Source organism: Rhodanobacter sp. LX-99 (genome assembly GCF_018599185.1).
Classification (GTDB): domain Bacteria; phylum Pseudomonadota; class Gammaproteobacteria; order Xanthomonadales; family Rhodanobacteraceae; genus Rhodanobacter.
In genome coordinates this window covers 684,820-702,386 of record NZ_JAHFVL010000001.1, presented here as the reverse complement: position 1 = coordinate 702,386, position 17,567 = coordinate 684,820, and the positions used below count along the sequence as shown (strand labels likewise).

Below are 17,567 nucleotides of genomic sequence, written 5' to 3'. Positions count from 1 at the left end.
GCTAGGCGATGCCGTCCCAGCGCTGCAGCTGCTCCGGCGCCACGTCCACGCGCCGGCAGGCGCGGCTGGCGATGCCGTCCTTCAACGCTGCGCGAAATACCGGCGCGATCGGCCACAGCGCCTGCGCCGCCAGCCGCGCCTGGCGCTGCTGGCGCGGCGTGTGGCCCAGCATGCGGATCGCCCAGTCCGGCAGCAGGGCGTGGCCGGCGAGCAGGAACAGGTCGCGCGAGAGGCTGGCCGCCGGTACCGGCAGGCGCACCTGTCCCAGCAGCCCGAGCACGACGCGCGAGCGTTCGGTGAAAGCCAGTTCGGGCTGGATGCGCCGGAAGTATTCGGTCACCTCGCGTTCGCACGCGGGCACGTCGCGTGCGCCGAGCGTCTCGGCGATCCGCCGCACCTCGTCGTAGTAGCGGTCGGCTGCGCCGGCCGGCATCGCGATGTGGCTGTAGCGGCGGTAGCCCTGCAGGAAGCAGTGGGCCTCGCTGACGTGGACCCAGGTCAGCAGGTCGGGATCGTCTGCCGAGTACGGACGGCCGTCTTCGCCATGGCCGGTGATGTGCGCGTGGACCTGCCGCACATGTTCGATCAGCGCCTCGGCCTGCGCCCGCGGCGCGTAGGTGGTGCCGCCGACGAAGGCGGTGGTGCGGCGCAGCCGGCCGAGCAGGTCGCCGCGGAAGTTGGAGTGGTCCCACACCCCGGCCAGCGCCAGCGGGTGCAGGGTCTGCAGGGTCAGCGCGGCGAGGCCGCCGGCCAGCATGCCGGGGAAGTCCGAGTGCACGCGCCAGGTCGCGCTGTGCGGCCCGAACAGGCCGGGATCGCCGTGCGGATGGTCGTAGTCGACGCCGCCGGTGTCGGCGCGCGGAAAGGCCTTGAGGACCCAGCGGCGGATCGGTTCGCGGGCAGGGCGGGTCAACAGGTCGAGGGGCGAAGGCATGCCGCCAGTCTAGCCTCCCGCCGCCCGGGAGTTTGATTTGGACGTCCATTGTGTTATCTATGTCGCCATGCATTCCGCCACCGCCCGCCTGTATTTCTGGTTTTACGGCTATCCGAAGCCAACGGCGGCGGCGCGGGCGCGATCGTTTTGAACTGATCGACACAACCACACCGGACCGCCACCACAGGGCGGTTTTTTTATGGCCGCCACCTGAAAATCCTCCAGGAGAGCCGCCATGAACCCCACCGACGACCTGCGCATCCGCGCCATCACCCGCCTCAGCACGCCGGCCGAGGTGATGCGCGACTGCGCCGTTACCGACGCGGCGATGTCCACCGTCGATGCCTCGCGGCAGGCGCTGCACGGCATTCTCGCCGGTGCCGACGATCGCCTCGCGGTGGTGATCGGGCCGTGCTCGATCCACAACACCCACGCCGCGCTGGAGTACGCCGGCCGGCTGGCGCCGCTGCGCCGCGAGCTCGGCGATGCGCTGGAGATCGTGATGCGGGTGTACTTCGAGAAGCCGCGCACCACGGTGGGCTGGAAAGGCTTGATCAACGACCCCGACCTCGACGGCAGCTTCCGCATCGACAAGGGGCTGCGCATCGCCCGCGGCCTGTTGCGCGACATCAATGCGCTGGGCGTGCCGGCCGGTTGCGAATTCCTCGACATGATCACGCCGCAGTACATCGCCGACCTGGTGGCGTGGGGCGCGATCGGCGCACGCACCACCGAGAGCCAGGTGCATCGCGAGCTGGCCTCGGGGTTGTCCTGCCCGGTCGGTTTCAAGAACGGCACCGACGGCAACGTGAAGATCGCGGTGGACGCGGTGCAGGCCGCATCGCAGCCGCATCATTTCATGGCGGTGACCAAGGACGGCCAGGCTGCCGTCGCCACTACCAGCGGCAATGGCGACTGCCACGTGATCCTGCGCGGCGGCAAGGCGCCGAACTACGATGCGGCCAGCGTCGACGCCGCATGTATCGCGATCGACAAGGCCGGCCTGGCCGGCCGGGTGATGATCGACGTCAGCCACGCCAACAGCGGCAAGAAGCCGGAGAACCAGCCGCTGGTGGCCGAGGACATCGCCGTGCGGATCGCCGCCGGCGAGCGGCGCATCCTCGGCGTGATGGTGGAAAGCCACCTGCTCGGCGGCCGCCAGGAACTGCAGCCCGGCCAGCCGCTGCGTTACGGCCAGAGCATCACCGACGGCTGCCTCGACTGGGACAGTTCGGTGCAGGTACTGCAGCGGCTGGCGCAGGCGGTGCGCCAGCGGCGCCGGGCCGCTGCCCCGATGCCGCGTGCGGAAGCCGCTGCCTGAGTCAGCCTTCCAGCCGGGCGTCCAGCGTGATCGTGGCCTTCAGCACCTTGGACACCGGACAGGCCAGCTTGGTCGCCTGCGCGATGCTGTCGAATGTGGCTGCGTCGATGCGCGGCACCTTGGCGCGGCAACTGAGATCCACCGTGGTGATGCTGAAGCCGTCGCCGTCCTTGGCCAGGGTCACCGCCGCCTTGGTGTCGATGCTGTCGGCGGTGAAGCCGGCGTTGCCCAGTCCCAGCGAAAGCGCCATCGAGTAGCAGCCGGCGTGCGCCGCCGCGATGAGTTCCTCCGGGTTGGTGCCGGGACCGTCCTCGAAGCGCGACTTGAAGCCGTACGGCGACTCGTGCAACACGCCGGTGTCGGTCGACATCGTGCCCTGTCCATCCTTGATGCCGCCGGACCAATGCGCGGATGCGGATCGTTTCATGGGATTCTCCTGCGGGGTGATGCAGACAAGGGCCCACCATGCCCGACGGCGCATGCAGCCGGCGCGAACGAACCGGCATCCCGGCTTCACGCCCGGTTGCCCCGCGCACGTCGTATGCTTGCCGATCGTCTTCCGGTCGGGAGTTTGCATGCCGTTCGCCATCCAGCACGACCGCGTCGCCCATCGCTTCGAAACCCGCGTGGAAGGCATGCCGTGCCTGCTCGACTACACCCTCGCCGCCGGCGTGATGACGATCGCCCACACCGAAGTGCCGGCCGCGGTGGGCGGGCGCGGCATTGCCTCCGCCCTGGTGCAGCAGGCGATGATCACGGCGCGTGCCGAAGGCTGGAAGGTGGTGCCGGCCTGCTCGTATGCTGCCGCGTGGGTGCGGCGACACCCGGAATACCACGACCTGCTCGGCTGAAATCCTGACGCGGAGACATGCATGGACGAACCATCGGAGCGCTCGGGCGAACGCGCGGCGCGGCGGCGCGGCTGGCGGCCGTGGCGTTTCGTGAAGGGCCGCCCGTGGACGGTCCTGTCGCTGCTCATCTTCCTCGTGGCGATGGCGCTGCTGCTGCATGCCGGCGTGCGCCCGGCCAATGCGGTGCTGCTGGGCTTCGACCTGGCGGCGCTGGTGTTCCTGGGCATCTTCGCGCGCCTGTTCAACCGGGCTTCGCCGAGTCACATGCGCAGCCAGGCGCAGGCGCTGGATACCGGCCGCTGGGGCGTGCTGTGGGGCGGCGTGCTGCTGTCGGCGGTGGTGCTGGCGGCGCTGGGCAACGAGCTGCATGCGGCCAGAGGCGGCGGCCTGCCGGAGCTCGCGGTCGGCGTGTCGAGCGTGGTGCTCAGCTGGCTGTTCCTCAACGTGATGTTCGCGGTCCACTACGCCCATGGCTACTACGGCGATTTCGGCGAAAAGCACGCCGGCCTGGAATTTCCCGACACGCCCGAGCCGGACTACTGGGATTTCGCCTACTTCTCGATCGTGATCGGCATGACCTTCCAGGTCTCCGACGTGCAGATCACCAGCAAGTACCTGCGCCGCGTGGTGCTGCTGCACAGCGTGATCGCGTTCTTCTTCAACGTGTTCATCATCGCGATCACGGTGAACATCGTGGCCGGGCAGGGTGGTTGAGCGGTGGCATGTAACCGCCGGCCGGCGGGCGGCGAAGGAAGCGAGGGGGCGGCGTGGCCGTCTCCTTCCCTTTCTCTCGAGGATCTTCCGATGAACGCACGACTTGCCACTCTGCTCGCCGCCGCCATGGCCTGCGGCCTCGCCACCGCGTCCGCATTTGCGCAGGACACGATGGCTGCCGGCTCCAGCACGGCGATGCCGCACGAGGCCATGCAGAAAACGCCCATGAAGCACGATGGCATGAAGCATGGCGCGATGAAAAAGGACGCCATGAAGCACGACGCCATGAAGCATGATGGGATGATGAAGAAGGATGCGATGAAGGGCGACGCGATGAAAGGCGACGCGATGAAAGGCGACGCCATGAAATCCGGCGGCTGAGCGATCGCCGCCGGCTGGTGGACCTGCCGGCGGCTTCTGCCGCGCGCGGCAGTGGCGGATACTCCGGCCATTCACTGCCGCAGGACACCACGCATGGCCCCGTCGTTCGCCAGCCGGCTCGGCATCGAGCACCCGCTGATCCAGGCCCCGATGTCCGGTTCGACGCCGCCGGCGCTGGTGGCGGCGGTGTCGAATGCCGGTGGGCTGGGTTCGCTCGGTGCCGGCTACCTGGAGCCGGCGGCGATCATCGAGCAGGCGGCGCGGGTCCGTGCCCTCAGTGCCCAGCCCCATGCGATCGGCCTGTTCGTGCTGCCGGACGAATTCGAAGCCGACATGGTGGCGGTGGCGAAGGCGCGCGAGCAGCTCGATGCGCTGATGGCGCGCGAAGGCCTCGACGTGCGCACCAGCCTGCCGCCGCGTTGGGCGCCACGCTTCTCCGACCAGTTCGCCGCGCTGTGCGAGGCGCGCCCGGCGGCGGCGATTTTCGCGTTCGGCATGATCAGTCCGGCGCAACTGCACGAGCTGCGCCAGCGCGACATCTGCGTGATCGGCACCGCCACCACGGTGGTCGAGGCGCGCGCCTGGGCGGACGCCGGCGCCGACGCGGTGTCCATGCAGGGCGCCGAGGCCGGCGGCCATCGCGGCAGCTTCCTGCACGAGGCCGAGGACGCGATGATCGGCCTGTTCGCGCTGCTGCCGCTGGCGGTGCGTGCGTTGCAGGCCTGTGCGCGGGATGTTCCGGTGATCGCCGCCGGCGGCATCATGGATGGCCGCGGCATGCTGGCGGCGGAAGTGCTCGGCGCGGCGGCCAGCCAGCTCGGCACCGCCTTCCTCACCTGCCCGGAGTGCTCGGCCGCCGAGGCGTGGAAGCGGGACCTGCAGCATGCCGAGGAACACCGGGTCACCACCATCCGCGGCTTTTCCGGGCGCGCGGCGCGCGGCCTGCGCAACCGCTTCGTCGAAGCCATGCCGCAGGCGGTCCAGGGCCTGCCGTATCCGGTGCTGAACGCGCTCACCGCGCCATTGCGCCGCGCCGCTGCCGAAGCCGGGCGCGGCGACCTGCTGTCCGAATGGTGCGGCCAGGCCGCCGGCCTGGTGCGTCCGCAACCCGCCGCCGAACTGGTGGCGCGGCTGATGCACGAATACCGGCTGGCCAGGCGGTCGCTGGCGCATTGAACGACTGCGCTCCGCGTCGTTGGCGCCTTGACGTGCCGTTGCGGTTGGGCGGTTATACTGCGCCCGCGCCATTTTGCGCTGCGATCCCGCATCGAGGCCCATCCTCTTGAGCACAGCCCGCACCCACAAGGCCGTCACCACGGCCACCCTGCGCAAGTCGGTCATCGACGCGCTCGAAGAACTGAAGGCCAAGGACGTGCGCGAGATCGACGTCCGCGGCAAGACCTCCATCGCCGACCTGCTGGTGATTGCCTCGGGCACTTCGGCACGCCACGTCAAATCCATCGCCGACGAAGTGGGCAAGTTCGCCAAGAAGGCGGGCGTGATGCCGCTGGGCGTGGAAGGCGAACAGGAAGGCGAATGGGTGCTGGTCGACCTGGGCGACGTGATCGTCCATGTGATGTTGCCGCGCATCCGCGAGTTCTACGGCCTGGAGCGGCTGTGGACGGTGGGTGACCACGGGCACGAAATCGACGCCGCGCAAGCCAGCTGAGTCGAACCCACGGCATGCGTGCGCGCCTGATCGCCGTCGGTGAACGCATGCCCGGCTGGGTGGCGGAAGGCTTTGCCGAATACCGCAAGCGGCTGTCGCACGAGTTGCCGCTGGAACTGGTCGAACTGAAGCCCGGCAACCGCGGCAAGGGCCGCGACGATGCACGGGCGATCCAGGATGAGGGCGCCGCGATTCTCGCGGCGTTGCCGCACGACATCCACGTGATCGCGCTCGATGGCCACGGCAGGAACTGGTCCAGCGAGGAACTGGCCGAACAGCTGGCGAAATGGCGCATGGCCGGGCGCGACCTGGCGTTCCTGATCGGCGGTCCGGACGGCCACGCGCCCGAGGTACTCGCGCGCGCCGACCAGTGCTGGTCGCTGGGCCCGCTGACCCTGCCGCACATGCTGGTGCGGCTGGTACTGGCCGAACAGCTGTATCGCGCCACCACGATCGTGGCCGGCCACCCTTACCATCGCGCCTGACACCCCACGGAGTCTCCGCCATGTCTTTCCAGATCCGCCAGGCCACGATCCTCGACCTCGACACGCTGGCGCCGCTGTTCGACGGCTACCGCCAGTTCTACGGCCAGCCGGCGGACCTGGCGCGCGCGCGGGATTTCCTGGCGGAGCGTTTTCACCACCGCGAGTCGCTGATCCTGCTGGCTCGGGGCGAACACGGCGCCGGGCTCGGCTTCACCCAGCTGTATCCGCTGTTCTCCTCGGTACGCACCGTGCGCACCTGGCTGCTCAACGATCTGTTCGTGACCGCACCCGCGCGGCGCCAGGGCGTGGCAGCGGGCCTGCTCGGCGCCGCGGTGGAGCACGCGCGCGCACTGGGCGCGGCCAGTTTGTCGCTGTCCACCGCGCTGGACAACGCGCCGGCGCAGGCGCTGTACGAGTCGCTGGGCTGGCAGCGCGACCGCCAGTTTTGCGAATACAGCCTGACGCTGTGACGCCGGCTCTCTACCTCGCCTCGCAGTCGCCGCGCCGGCGCCAGCTGCTGGAACAGCTCGGCGTGGACTTCGCCGTGCTCGATGTCGATGTGCCCGAACAGCGCGCGCCGGGCGAATCGCCGCGGGACTATGTGAGCCGGGTGGCGCGCGACAAGGCGAGAGCCGGCCTGGCCGCATTGGCGCACGCGGGCGGTGCGCTGGTGCTCGGCGCGGACACCGAGGTGGTGCTGGACGACGAGGTGTTCGGCAAGCCGCAGGATGCCGCCGCTGCGGCGGCGATGCTGCGCCGGCTGTCGGGCCGCACGCATGCGGTGATCTCGGCGGCGTGGCTGGTCGGCGCGGCCGGCGAGCAGTGCGAGGTGTGCGTGTCGCGGGTTTGCTTCGCCGCGCTGGACGAGCCCACCATCGCTGCCTACGTCGCCACCGGCGAGCCGTTCGGCAAGGCCGGTGCGTATGCGATCCAGGGCCGCGGCGCGACCCTGGTCGAGCACCTCGACGGCAGTTATTCCGGGGTGATGGGCTTGCCGCTGTTCGAGACGGCACGGCTGCTGCGTCGCGGCGGGATCAGCCCGGCGGATTGATCGCCACGAACCAGGCGGCGACGGCCAGCAGGTTGTTGGCGCCGTGCGCCGTCACCGCCGGCCAGATCGAGCCCGAATGCAGCCGCAGCCCGGCCAGCAGCAGCGCCAGCAGGATCAGGTTCGGCAGCGCGTACCACTGGTATTGCAGCCCCGGCAGATGCACCAGCGCAAACAGCAGCGAGCTGCCGGTTACTGCCCAGCCGACGTGCACGCGATTCATCAAGGCCGACAGCAGCACGCCGCGGAACAGCAACTCTTCCACCAGCGGCCCCACGCACACCACCACCAGCACCAGCGGAATGCGCAGCCCCAGCGGGGTGTTGCCGCCGATCTGCTGGATGTCCTGGGTCACCGTGTGGCCGTGGGCCAGCCATTGGGTCAGCAACGAGCCCAGGATGGGCGCCGCCAGTCCGGCCGCTACCGCCAGCGCGAAGAACGACAGGTGGCGCGGTGGCGTGAAACCGAAACCCGGCGGCCGCGCCAGCGACCACAGCTGCGGCCATGCACGGCGTGCCAGCCACAGGGTCAGCGGTGCGGCCACGCCAAGCGAGAGGATCGCCACCAGCGCCTGCATGGCGGGTTGCCCCAGGGTCGTGCGGATCGCGGCGTCGATGCCTGGCCCGGTGGGGCTGAGGGCCGCCGTCACGCCGATCGCCAGCGCGAACGCGATGCCAACCGCGAACTGCAGCACGAAGTAGGTGGCGATGATGCTCGCGCTGGCCCGCAGGCCGGGGGCGGCCCTGCCGGTCGGGAGCGCAGGCGGCAAGGGTGAGACCTCGGTGCAGCTGATTTCCATGCGGCAAGCGTACCTGTGGCGACGAATGGCGAAAGCGGACGCCGCGGGCGGCATGTGCTGCCTCCAAGCTAGTGCCTTGCAGGCCGCTTGCGCAATCCTGCCGACCGGCATGGCGGCATGCATTTGCTTGCAGCGCAAGACCATCTCGGTAACATCGGCTTGCAGACGATCACGGGGGAGTGTCGATGACTACCGATTTCGGCAGGACTGCCAGCGATTACGCGCGCCATCGGGCGGGGTTCCCGGAGGTGTTCTTCGAGCGCCTGTTCGTCGACGGCAGCGTGCACAAGGGTGACGTCGTTCTCGACCTGGGCACCGGCACCGGCACGGTCGCCCGTGGCCTGGCCGTGCGCGGCTGCGAGGTGACCGGACTGGATCATTCCGCGCCGCTGCTGGCGCAGGCCGCGGAGATGGATCGGGCCGCCGGCGTGCAGGTGAAGCAGGTGCGTGCGCGGGTCGAGAACGCCGAGTTCGCCGCTGCCTCGTTCGACGCGATCACCGCCGGCCAGTGCTGGCACTGGTTCGACCGGCCGCGCACGGCGGCGCTGGTGCGCAAGTGGTTGCGGCCGGGCGGGCGGCTGCTGATCGCGCATTTCGACTGGGTGCCGCTGGCCGGCAACATGGTGCAGGACACCGAACGGTTGATCCTCGCCTATAACCCGGCCTGGACGCTGCACAGCGGCAGCGGCTTGTATCCGGCGTGGCTGAAGGACGTGGCGGAAGCCGGCTTCGGCGGCCTGCGCACGTACTCGTTCGACCTGGACGTGCCGTACAGCCACGTGGACTGGCGCGGCCGCATCCGTGCCAGCGCCGGCATCGGCGCCACGCTGGACGAGGCGAAGGTGGCACGCTTCGATGCCGAACTGGCCGACATGCTGGCCGCCCGTCATGCGGCCGAGCCGATGGCGGTGCCGCATCGCGTGTGGGTATTGAGCGCGATCGCCCCCGGCCTGCTGGCCTGAGAAACTGTTCAGCCGACCAGCATGGCCCGGCCGACGCCGATGCAGGCCAGCACCAGCAGCGCGGCCCAGCCGAGCATGCCGACCATGTAGCCGGGGCCGCGTTTGGCGGGATCCTTCAGGTAGGCCAGCGCGTACCACACGCGGCCGACGATCCAGGCCAGTCCCGCCACGCCGGCCCAGCCGCTGAAGCCGTAGTTCGCCGCCAGCCACAGCGTGGGCAGGAACATCACCGTGCTTTCCAGGGTATTCATCTGCACCCGGTAGGCGCGCTCGAAGGCCGGGTCGCCGCTGGTGGCCGGGGCCTTGATCCCGTACTTGCCGCGGGCGTGGCCGACGGCCCACATGGTGCCGAACAGCAGCAGCACGGCGAGCAGGGTGACCAGGGCGGGCAGGTGGGTCATGCTGAAATCCTCACAAAAGGTCGCCTACTTTAGCGGCAGCGCGTGCCGTGGCGTGATCCCGGTCGACGCGCTATCGTCGCCACGCGGCATCGGGGCGCGTGCATCGGTCAACAAGGGATTCCTATGGATTGGCGAAAAGGCGGCAGCAGCAGCAACGTCGAGGTCGACAGCGGTGGCGGCGGTGGCCCGCGTTTCGGCGGCGGTGGCCGCATGGGCCTGGGCGGCCTGATCGTGCTGGCGCTGCTGGGCTGGATCTTCTTCAAGAATCCGCTGGCGCTGCTGGACCAGAGCGGTACCCAACCGGGCGCCCCGATGCAGAACAGCACGCCGGCCCAGGTCGATCCCGAGCAGCAGGCCTTCGTCAGCGCGATCTTGCATTCGACCGAGCAGAGCTGGGGCGCGATCTTCCAGGCGCATGGCGCGACCTACGTCGAGCCCAAGCTGCACCTGTTCAGCGGCGGCGTGAACACGGCCTGCGGCGGCGCCACCACGGCGGTGGGGCCGTTCTATTGTCCGGGCGACCAGAAGGTGTACCTGGACCTGGCGTTCTTCCAGCAACTGCAGGACGAACTGCACTCCTCCGGCGACTTCGCCCGCGCCTATGTGATCGCGCACGAGGTCGGCCACCACGTGCAGAAGCTGACCGGCGTGTTCGACAAGGTCGACGAGGCGCGTCGACGCGGCGCGCCGATGGACGGCGCCGATGGCCTGTCGGTGCGGCAGGAACTGCAGGCGGATTGCTACGCGGGCGTGTGGGCGAACCACAGCCAGCAGAGCCTGCAATGGCTGCAGCCGGGCGACATCGAGGAAGCCCTGAACGCGGCCAGCCACATCGGCGACGACGCCCTGCAGCAGCAGGCGCAAGGCCGCGTGCGGCCGGACACGTTCACCCACGGCACCTCGGCGCAGCGGGTGAAATGGTTCAAGGCCGGCTTCGGCAGCGGCGACGTTGCCCAGTGCAACACCTTCGCCGGCGAACCATGAGGGCTCGAGCGGCGAGCGCTGCGTGATCGCCCGCTTTCGAATGCCCTTCCCTGCGACGCACGGAGGGCAGTTTCCCCTCCGCTGCTGCGCAACGGATCTTCGCTGCTCTAGAATTCGCCTCCTGCGCGCCTCGGGGCGCCCCCGGTCCCTTCGATGGAACATCCCTGCTTGCGTTGCGGTGCCTGCTGCGCGTTCTTTCGCGTGGCGTTCCATTGGTCGGAGGCGGAAGCCTTCCTCGGCGGCAAGGTGCCGCCGGAGCTGACCGAAAAGCTGGATCCGCATCGCCTGGCGATGCGCGGCACCAACGCCGCGCAGCCGCGCTGCGTGGCCTTGCAGGGCACGGTGGGCGAGGCGGCGCATTGCGGCATCTACCCGCAGCGGCCGTCGGTGTGCCGCGAGGTGCAGCCGTCGTGGGAGTTCGGCGCGGCCAGCCCGCAGTGCGACAAGGCGCGCCTCGCGCACGGCATGCCCGTGCTGACGCCGGAGGACTGGCTGGACCCGTTCGATGCCGGTGAGCCGCCGCTGCCGCAGAGCGCCTGAGCGCAATGCCTCATCCGGAATGACCGAAGGGGGAATGCCCGCCGCCGTCATCGGTGACGGGCATCCCGGATCCGCGGGGAGTCTGCTTATTGGCAGCCAGGGAATTTGAACGACGCGATGCGCGTGTTCCAGTTGAACGAGCCGGTGTTTTTCAGGTACTCGGTGGTGTACCAGAAGGTGCAATCATCGACCGGGTCGACGGTCATGGCGCTGTAGTCGCCCCAGCGCGCCAGATTGTTGCCGCTCTGCGATCCGGTGCCTTCGATGATGCTGTTCTCGGCCTCCAGCGTGTTCAGCGGGTCGCCGGCCAGGCGTCCGGTGTAGCGGATCGCCGGGTGGATGGCGCTGTCCGAGACGCTGTAGCCGAGCGCCATGTTGCCCTGCTTGTCCATCGCCACCGAGCCCATCCAGCGGAAACTGGTGTCCGGCGAGAAGGTGGACTGCTGGTACACCACCGGCGAACCGGCAGGATTGCGGATCTCGTACCAGCGCACGCCGGTGTAGGGGTTGTTGTGCTTGGCGCCGACCTGCACCGAATGGTCGACCACCAGTGACTCGTGGTCGCCGAAATTGCGGTAGGCCAGGCGGAACATCAGGCGATCGCCCAGCGAGTCCAGCTTTTGCCGCGTACCGTACTGCGGGATGCAGGTGCCGCCCCGGCAGGCGGTGGCGAAGGCCGCCACCGGAATGTTGATCGGGCCGCTCAGCGAGGTATTGGCGCTGTTCGCCCAGTCCACATGGAACTTCCACAGGTTCAGCGAGTTGCTGGTGAAGTTCAGCATGTAATTCGGCGAACCGGCCGGCGGCGCAGTGGCGCCATCGAGATCCGCCGGCAGCACGCCGCCGTAGCTGGTGGACAACTGGAAGCACTGCTGCGTGGCCGCGGCGCCGCTCAACATCGCGTTGCGGTCATAGGCGCACAGCTTGGCGCCCTGGAAGGTATTGGTGAACATGTTGAAGGTTTCGTAATACGCGTCCGGCCACACGCCCATCTTCGGATAGTCGGGAAAGACGCTGCCGTAGGAGAACGCGTAGCGGTAGTACGCGCCGGTGGCGTCGCTGGTGGCCGACACGGCCACGCACTGGAAATACGGCGCGGCGCTGACGGCGAACTGCGAGACGACCCAGCGGTTGGCGGCCTTGTCGTAGACCACCACGGCATCGCCGTCGTTGTCGTTCTCGCAGGGGCCGCCGAAACCGGACCACAGGGTGTTGGAAGGCACCGGGCCGTAGGTCACTGCCTTGCTGGCCTTGTCGAACACCGCGAAGCCGGTGTTGACGATCTGGAAATACTGCGTGGCGCCGACCGCGCCGTTGGTGTCCGGCGGGGCACTGTTGACGTTGAACGTGCCCTGCGGGCCGCTGAAGCCCTGGCCGACGCCGTCGAAGCCGGCGCCCAGTGCGGGCGCGAACGCCCCGGTGATGGTGTGCTGCACGGCGCCGTCGGCCAGGTTGCCCGGAGCCAGCGGCGGCAACGGATGCACTGGATGAATGCGGGGGCTCCTGGAGAAATCTTCCGGGCGCGGCATCGTGCCGCGCAGGGAGCGCAAGGTGTCGTGTTTCACGGCAGGCGTCACTTCCACGGCGCTGGCGGCATTTTCAGCGGATGCCGGGCTGCTTGTCGCCAGGCCGAAAACGGTGCACAGCGCGATGCTCAAGCCGGTCAAGTTTCGTGATGACATGGGTTCTCCTCCACGAGGTAATGGCATTGGAAAGGATCGACGCGTACGACTGGCTTGCGCGGCTTGGCGGCCAGGCACGACGTGGATCCGATAGCCGTTCCACCATCACGCGACATCGGCATCGCGCGCCCCCGGACTCCCAGGCGTAACGGCGGAGTCATAGCGCGTCGGCGGGAATTTTTCGTGAAGAGAGGCCGTCCGGCACCAGCCGGCGGACAGGCGCTTATCCCGCGAAGCGGTAGATGTCCATGGCCAGGAAGCCCATGTCGATGCCGGCGTCGATCCGTTGCGCATGGGCGTTCGCGCCTGCCGCGCCGAGCGCCACGAACAGGGGCAGCAGGTGTTCGTCGGTGGGATGGGCACGTTCGGCAAACGGTGCCTGGCGGCGATAGTCGAACAGGGCGTCGATATCGCCGGCGGCGAGCTTGCGCTCGATCCACTCGATGAACGGCTTCACGTACGGCGCCTGCCGCTGGTCGCTGTAGCCGGCAGCGAAATCGTGCAGGTTGTGGGTGATGCTGCCCGAACCGATCACCAGCACGCCTTCCTCGCGCAACGGCGCCAGCGCCTGGCCCAGTGCGTACTGGTGCGCGGGGCCGAGTTCAGGCTGGATCGAGACCGGCACCACCGGGATGTCGGCCGCCGGATACAGCAGATGCAGCGGCACCCATGCGCCGTGGTCGAGCCCGCGTTCGGGATGGATGGTCGGTGCCAGGCCGGCCTGTTCCAGCAACCCGGCGACGCGCCCGGCCAGTTCCGGCGCACCGGGTGCGGGGTAGCGCATCTGGTACAGCGGCGCAGGAAAGCCGCCGAAGTCGTGGATGGTTTCCGGCATCGCCGCGGCGCCGACCTGCGGCCGGCGCGACAGCCAGTGCGCGCTGGCCATCACGATCGCCTGCGGGCGCGGCAGCACGGCGGCCAGCTCGGCCAGCCGCTGGCCGGTGAGGCCGGGCTGCAGTGCGGTCATTGGCGAACCGTGCGAGATGTACAGGCTGGGCAGGGTGGTCACGCGCATCGCTCCGTTGGAATCCATCCCTCCATGATGAGGGCGTGGCGGCGGTTTGCGAGCGCCTGCGCGGGGGAACGCTGCGTTGCCTGCGCCGAACGACCGGCGTTGGCTCCTACCGGCCGAGCATCGGCAGGCCGAGGCCGAGGCCCAGGCGCAGCGGATCGAGCAGGGCGCCATAGTGGCCGGCACGCGCGGTGTAGTGCTGCAGCGGCTGGCGCACCTGCGCCGCGCTGGCGGTGCGCACGCTGCGCTTCGCGTGGTGGTAGTCGAGGCAGGCCGGGTCGAACGGCAGGCCGCAGAACGCCAGCAGCGCGCGGATTTCATCCTCCGGTTTGGCCAGCAGCGCTTCGTAGCGCTGGGTGCGTATGCGCTGCGGGGCGGCCGCCCGCCACGCGTCCATGATCCGCTCGTAGTCGCGGATGTAGGCGGCGATGTCGGTCAGCGTGCAGGCGAAATGCGGCAGCCGGTAGAACTGCTGCTTGTAGCAGGACCAGCCCGCTTCCAGCGCGTCGCGTCGCGCGTCGACGATGCGCGCGCCGGGCAGCATCGCGCCGAGCACGCCGCCGAGCAGCCAGTTCGACGGCAGCTTGTCGCTGTGCCGCGGCTTGTGCCGGCGCCAGCGCGCGGTGAGTTCCAGGTAACGCCGACCCAGCCGTTGCCAGTCGTCGGCACCTGCGCTGCCGATCCACTGCAGCAGCGGCTGGCGACGGCGGGTGGATTCTTCGCCGAGCACCTGTTCCAGGTCCGGCAGTTCGCTGGCGCCTTCGACTTCGGGATGGGCGGCGAGGATCTGTTCGAACAGGGTGGAGCCGGAGCGTGGCAGGCCGACGATGAAGATCACTTCCTGGCCCAGTGCCGGATCCGCCGGCGCCGGCAGCCGGGCCGAAGCGGCGAACAGGGCATCGGCGTGCGCATGGAATGCGCCGGCGTTCCACGGACGGAGTTGGCGCAGCTCGGCGTTGGCCTGGCTCAGTGCGGCGAAGGCCTGCCCGTAACGGCCCTGGTCCTCGCACACCTTGCCCAGCGCGAAGCCCATCGCGATGCGGTCGCTCAGATCCGTTCCGTCCTGGAGCACAGCCACTGCCAGTTGCTCGCGGTCGGCGTCCGACAGCGGCCGCGTCTTCATGTTCGCCAGCCCGCGCCAGGCATCGCCGCAGGCCGGATGCAGCGCCAGCGCGGCGCGGTAGCGCGCATCCGCTTCGTCGAAGCGGCCGGCATGCACCAGCGCATCGCCAAGCAGGACCAGGGCGGGCAGGAAGTCCGGCGCCAGTGCGTGTGCCTGCTGCAGTGCCTCGATCGCGGCTGCGGTATCGCCATGCAGCTGCAGGTTGCGGCCGAGGTTGAACCACGGCATCGGCGCCTGCGGTGCCAGTGCGCAGGCCTGCCGCCAGCTGGCGAAGGCTGCGTCCAGTTCGCCTGCGGCCTGCTGCACATTGCCCAGGTCGGAATAGGCCAGTACGTAGTCGGGCCATTGCGCGATGGCCTGTTGCAGCACTGACTTCGCCTCGGCATGGCGGTGCGCGCGGGCGTGCAGGATGGCGTAGAGACGCAGCGCCTCTGGGTGCCCCGGCGTCATCGCAAGGATGCTATCCAGCGCCTGCGTGGCCGCCGCCGCGGCACCTTCGCGGATCGCATGCGCCGCCGCCTGCATTTGCTGCATGGCCGCCGGCGCCAGCCCGTCGAGTCGCGGCTCGGCGCCGTTGGGCGGGCCGTGTTCGGCGGTGGGGTTGTGCATGCGGTGGGTCTGCGGCGACGACGATCCTGCCGATGTTACGTCGTCGCGCCGTCGCTTATCGAGCGGCGCGACGCGGGGCGCTTACTTGCGCCGCGGCGGCTTGGCTCCGCCGGGTCGCGGCTTGAAGCTGCCGGGTTTCTTGAAACCGCCCGGCTTGTGCGCCGGCGGTGCGCTGGTGCCGGTGTCGCTGCCGTCCCACTCGTGGATGCGCAACTGCTGCTGCACCACCCACACCTTCTTCAGGTGCTCGAACACTTCCTTCGGCATGCCGTCGGGCAAGTCGATCAGGCTGTAGTGGTCGCGGATGCTGAGGCGGCCGATGAACTGGCTGTCCAGGCCAGCCTCGTTCGCGATCGCGCCGATGATGTTGCCCGGCTTGACGCCGTGCTCGTGGCCGACCTCGATGCGGTAGGTACGCTTGCCTTCCTCGGTGGCGTGCGCGCGCACCGGACGGTGGCCGAACTCGCGCGGCGGCGCGCTCTCGCGTGCGTGCGGCTTGTGCTCGCGCGGGGTGTGGGCAGGCGTGCCTTCGCGCTCGCGCGGTTTGTGTTCGCGCGCGGCCGGCTCGTACTTCTCGCGCTTCGGCGGCGGCGCCAGCAGCAGCGGCTGGTCGCCCTGGGCGATGCGCGCCAGTGCGGCGGCGATCTCGACCGCCGGCACGTTGTGTTCCTGCTCGTACTGCTCGATCAGCTGCTGGAACTGGCCGAGGTCGCCCTGTGCCAGCATGTCGCTGATGCGCTGCTTGAACTTGCCGATGCGCACGTCGTTGACCACTTCAACCGACGGCAGCTGCATCTGCTCGATCGGCTGCCGGGTGGCACGCTCGATCGCGTTAAGCATGCCGCGCTCGCGCGGGCTGACGAACAGGATCGCCTCGCCGCTGCGCCCCGCGCGCCCGGTGCGGCCGATGCGGTGCACGTAGCTTTCGGTGTCGTACGGGATGTCGTAGTTCAGCACGTGGCTGATCCGGTCCACGTCGAGGCCGCGGGCGGCCACGTCAGTGGCCACGAGGATGTCGAGCTTGCCGTCCTTCAGCTGCTGGATCACCCGCTCGCGCTGCGGCTGGGCGATGTCGCCGTTGATCGCGGCGGCGGCCAGGCCGCGCGCCTGCAGCTTGCCGGCCAGTTCGTCGGTGGCCTGCTTGGTGCGCGCGAAGATGATCATCGCGTCGAACGGCTCGGCTTCCAGGATGCGCGTCATCGCATCGAGCTTGTGCATGCCGCTGACGAACCAGTAGCGCTGGTGGATGTTCGGCGTGGTGGTGGCGGAGGACTTGATGATGACCTCGACCGGATCCTTCAGGTGCCGCTGCGCGATCTTGCGGATCACCGTGGGCATGGTCGCCGAGAACAGCGCCACCTGGCGCTCGGGCGGGGTAGCCTGCAGCACCTTCTCGACGTCGTCGATGAAGCCCATGCGCAGCATCTCGTCCGCTTCGTCGAGCACCAGGTACTTCAGCTCGGACAGATCCAGCGTGCCCTTGTCCAGGTGGTCGATCACGCGGCCGGGCGTGCCGACCACGACGTGCACGCCGCGCTTGAGCGAGTGCAGTTGCGGGCCGTAGCTCTGGCCGCCGTAGATCGGCAGCACCTGGAAACCGGGGATGTGCGCGGCGTAGCGCTGGAACGCCTCGGCCACCTGGATCGCCAGTTCGCGCGTGGGCGCCAGCACCAGCGCCTGCGGCTTGCCGGCACGCGGGCTGATCCGCGACAGGATCGGCAGCGCGAACGCGGCGGTCTTGCCGGTGCCGGTCTGCGCCTGGCCCAGCACGTCGCGGCCTTCCAGCAGCGGCGGAATGGTGGCGGCCTGGATCGGTGAGGGCGATTCATAGCCGACGTCGGCCAGCACGCGCAGAACGTCGGGATGCAGCGCCAGCGCGCCAAAGCCGGACGGAACCGGGGCGTGGTCGGAGACGGGGGATGGCATGGGAACCTCGGAACAGAAGGCAGCGCCGGGAATGCGACGCGCAGGGGCGGATTCTACCAGCCTCCACGCCTACGCGTGGCAGTTCTTGCTGAACGCGAAAGTGATGGCCGCGCGGTTATGCTCAAC

General features: G+C 69.3%; 20 protein-coding genes. 12 read left to right on the top strand and 8 right to left on the bottom strand.

Translation table 11 applies throughout. The features are described from left to right. Nucleotide 1: 1 nt before the first annotated feature. Entirely contained in the window at nt 2–934 is a 933-nt protein-coding gene (locus KK131_RS03425; protein WP_214555316.1) for an oxygenase MpaB family protein, read from the bottom strand. 235 nt (nt 935–1,169) lie between these two features. On the opposite strand from KK131_RS03425, the gene KK131_RS03420 reads away from it, so the two are divergent. Beyond that, nucleotides 1,170–2,255: a 3-deoxy-7-phosphoheptulonate synthase gene (locus KK131_RS03420; RefSeq protein WP_214555314.1), complete on the top strand. Its 1,086-nt coding sequence runs from the start codon at nt 1,170–1,172 to the stop codon at nt 2,253–2,255. Between the two features lies 1 nt (nt 2,256). Here KK131_RS03420 and KK131_RS03415 read toward each other — a convergent pair whose 3' ends face one another. Beyond that, nucleotides 2,257–2,682 carry an OsmC family protein gene (locus KK131_RS03415; RefSeq protein ID WP_214555312.1) on the bottom strand — a complete coding sequence of 142 codons (426 nt, stop codon included), beginning with the start codon at nt 2,680–2,682 and terminating at the stop codon, nt 2,257–2,259. A 148-nt stretch (nt 2,683–2,830) separates the two neighbouring features. Between KK131_RS03415 and KK131_RS03410 the strand changes: the two genes are divergently transcribed. The 8 genes from KK131_RS03410 to KK131_RS03375 all read left to right on the top strand — a co-directional run bounded on the left by KK131_RS03410 (nt 2,831) and on the right by KK131_RS03375 (nt 7,406). After that, complete coding sequence (locus tag KK131_RS03410) at nt 2,831–3,106, top strand: GNAT family N-acetyltransferase (RefSeq protein WP_214555310.1); 276 nt, start codon at nt 2,831–2,833, stop codon at nt 3,104–3,106. A 21-nt stretch (nt 3,107–3,127) separates the two neighbouring features. Then, the gene (locus tag KK131_RS03405) at nt 3,128–3,820 is read left to right on the top strand and encodes a DUF1345 domain-containing protein (RefSeq protein WP_214555308.1); all 693 of its coding nucleotides are present in this window, start codon (nt 3,128–3,130) and stop codon (nt 3,818–3,820) included. 3 nt (nt 3,821–3,823) lie between these two features. Then, the gene (locus KK131_RS03400; RefSeq protein ID WP_345777218.1) at nt 3,824–4,201 is read left to right on the top strand and encodes a pentapeptide MXKDX repeat protein; all 378 of its coding nucleotides are present in this window, start codon (nt 3,824–3,826) and stop codon (nt 4,199–4,201) included. A gap of 93 nt (nt 4,202–4,294) precedes the next feature. After that, entirely contained in the window at nt 4,295–5,377 is a 1,083-nt protein-coding gene (locus KK131_RS03395) for a nitronate monooxygenase (protein WP_214555306.1), read from the top strand. A 106-nt stretch (nt 5,378–5,483) separates the two neighbouring features. Beyond that, nucleotides 5,484–5,870, top strand: a complete 387-nt coding sequence (rsfS, locus tag KK131_RS03390; RefSeq protein ID WP_214555304.1) for a ribosome silencing factor — start codon at nt 5,484–5,486, stop codon at nt 5,868–5,870. 14 nt (nt 5,871–5,884) lie between these two features. After that, nucleotides 5,885–6,355: a 23S rRNA (pseudouridine(1915)-N(3))-methyltransferase RlmH gene (gene rlmH / locus KK131_RS03385; RefSeq protein WP_214555302.1), complete on the top strand. Its 471-nt coding sequence runs from the start codon at nt 5,885–5,887 to the stop codon at nt 6,353–6,355. 20 nt (nt 6,356–6,375) lie between these two features. Next, nucleotides 6,376–6,825 carry a GNAT family N-acetyltransferase gene (locus KK131_RS03380; RefSeq protein ID WP_214555301.1) on the top strand — a complete coding sequence of 150 codons (450 nt, stop codon included), beginning with the start codon at nt 6,376–6,378 and terminating at the stop codon, nt 6,823–6,825. Then, entirely contained in the window at nt 6,822–7,406 is a 585-nt protein-coding gene (locus KK131_RS03375; protein WP_214555299.1) for a nucleoside triphosphate pyrophosphatase, read from the top strand. Before KK131_RS03380 ends, KK131_RS03375 begins: the two co-directional genes overlap by 4 nt. Here the strand turns inward: KK131_RS03375 and KK131_RS03370 are convergent. Then, nucleotides 7,390–8,172 carry a type II CAAX endopeptidase family protein gene (locus KK131_RS03370; RefSeq protein ID WP_250887134.1) on the bottom strand — a complete coding sequence of 261 codons (783 nt, stop codon included), beginning with the start codon at nt 8,170–8,172 and terminating at the stop codon, nt 7,390–7,392. The two genes, KK131_RS03375 and KK131_RS03370, sit on opposite strands and share 17 nt — an antisense overlap. Nucleotides 8,173–8,387: 215 nt before the next feature. Here KK131_RS03370 and KK131_RS03365 point away from each other — a divergent pair, with 215 nt between their 5' ends. Then, nucleotides 8,388–9,164: a class I SAM-dependent methyltransferase gene (locus KK131_RS03365; RefSeq protein WP_214555295.1), complete on the top strand. Its 777-nt coding sequence runs from the start codon at nt 8,388–8,390 to the stop codon at nt 9,162–9,164. 8 nt (nt 9,165–9,172) lie between these two features. On the opposite strand, the gene KK131_RS03360 is transcribed toward KK131_RS03365, so the two are convergent. Continuing rightward, nucleotides 9,173–9,565 carry an MAPEG family protein gene (locus KK131_RS03360; protein WP_214555293.1) on the bottom strand — a complete coding sequence of 131 codons (393 nt, stop codon included), beginning with the start codon at nt 9,563–9,565 and terminating at the stop codon, nt 9,173–9,175. 123 nt (nt 9,566–9,688) lie between these two features. Here KK131_RS03360 and KK131_RS03355 point away from each other — a divergent pair, with 123 nt between their 5' ends. Then, the gene (locus KK131_RS03355; protein ID WP_214555292.1) at nt 9,689–10,549 is read left to right on the top strand and encodes a neutral zinc metallopeptidase; all 861 of its coding nucleotides are present in this window, start codon (nt 9,689–9,691) and stop codon (nt 10,547–10,549) included. A gap of 153 nt (nt 10,550–10,702) precedes the next feature. After that, entirely contained in the window at nt 10,703–11,089 is a 387-nt protein-coding gene (locus KK131_RS03350) for a YkgJ family cysteine cluster protein (RefSeq protein WP_214555291.1), read from the top strand. 86 nt (nt 11,090–11,175) lie between these two features. Here the strand turns inward: KK131_RS03350 and KK131_RS03345 are convergent, their stop codons facing one another. From KK131_RS03345 to KK131_RS03330, 4 genes are all read right to left on the bottom strand, one after another. Then, nucleotides 11,176–12,771, bottom strand: a complete 1,596-nt coding sequence (locus KK131_RS03345) for a hypothetical protein (protein WP_214555290.1) — start codon at nt 12,769–12,771, stop codon at nt 11,176–11,178. A gap of 223 nt (nt 12,772–12,994) precedes the next feature. Continuing rightward, complete coding sequence (locus KK131_RS03340) at nt 12,995–13,780, bottom strand: class III extradiol ring-cleavage dioxygenase (RefSeq protein ID WP_345777219.1); 786 nt, start codon at nt 13,778–13,780, stop codon at nt 12,995–12,997. A gap of 112 nt (nt 13,781–13,892) precedes the next feature. Continuing rightward, a complete protein-coding gene (locus KK131_RS03335; RefSeq protein WP_214555286.1) occupies nt 13,893–15,515 on the bottom strand; it encodes a sulfotransferase in 1,623 nt (540 codons plus the stop codon). Nucleotides 15,516–15,596: 81 nt separating this feature from the next. Continuing rightward, nucleotides 15,597–17,441: a DEAD/DEAH box helicase gene (locus KK131_RS03330; RefSeq protein ID WP_214555284.1), complete on the bottom strand. Its 1,845-nt coding sequence runs from the start codon at nt 17,439–17,441 to the stop codon at nt 15,597–15,599. Nucleotides 17,442–17,567 lie beyond the last annotated feature (126 nt).

Bases quoted from the DNA above. Each gene is read 5' to 3' on its own strand.
- rlmH (WP_214555302.1), top strand. From the start codon at position 5,885: ATGCGTGCGCGCCTGATCGCCGTCGGTGAACGCATGCCCGGCTGGGTG.
- KK131_RS03395 (WP_214555306.1), top strand. From the start codon at position 4,295: ATGGCCCCGTCGTTCGCCAGCCGGCTCGGCATCGAGCACCCGCTGATC.
- KK131_RS03350 (WP_214555291.1), top strand. From the start codon at position 10,703: ATGGAACATCCCTGCTTGCGTTGCGGTGCCTGCTGCGCGTTCTTTCGC.
- KK131_RS03355 (WP_214555292.1), top strand. From the start codon at position 9,689: ATGGATTGGCGAAAAGGCGGCAGCAGCAGCAACGTCGAGGTCGACAGC.
- KK131_RS03410 (WP_214555310.1), top strand. From the start codon at position 2,831: ATGCCGTTCGCCATCCAGCACGACCGCGTCGCCCATCGCTTCGAAACC.
- KK131_RS03365 (WP_214555295.1), top strand. From the start codon at position 8,388: ATGACTACCGATTTCGGCAGGACTGCCAGCGATTACGCGCGCCATCGG.
- KK131_RS03330 (WP_214555284.1), bottom strand. From the start codon at position 17,441: ATGCCATCCCCCGTCTCCGACCACGCCCCGGTTCCGTCCGGCTTTGGC.
- KK131_RS03405 (WP_214555308.1), top strand. From the start codon at position 3,128: ATGGACGAACCATCGGAGCGCTCGGGCGAACGCGCGGCGCGGCGGCGC.
- KK131_RS03380 (WP_214555301.1), top strand. From the start codon at position 6,376: ATGTCTTTCCAGATCCGCCAGGCCACGATCCTCGACCTCGACACGCTG.
- KK131_RS03335 (WP_214555286.1), bottom strand. From the start codon at position 15,515: ATGCACAACCCCACCGCCGAACACGGCCCGCCCAACGGCGCCGAGCCG.
- KK131_RS03415 (WP_214555312.1), bottom strand. From the start codon at position 2,682: ATGAAACGATCCGCATCCGCGCATTGGTCCGGCGGCATCAAGGATGGA.
- KK131_RS03360 (WP_214555293.1), bottom strand. From the start codon at position 9,565: ATGACCCACCTGCCCGCCCTGGTCACCCTGCTCGCCGTGCTGCTGCTG.
- KK131_RS03425 (WP_214555316.1), bottom strand. From the start codon at position 934: ATGCCTTCGCCCCTCGACCTGTTGACCCGCCCTGCCCGCGAACCGATC.
- KK131_RS03420 (WP_214555314.1), top strand. From the start codon at position 1,170: ATGAACCCCACCGACGACCTGCGCATCCGCGCCATCACCCGCCTCAGC.
- KK131_RS03345 (WP_214555290.1), bottom strand. From the start codon at position 12,771: ATGTCATCACGAAACTTGACCGGCTTGAGCATCGCGCTGTGCACCGTT.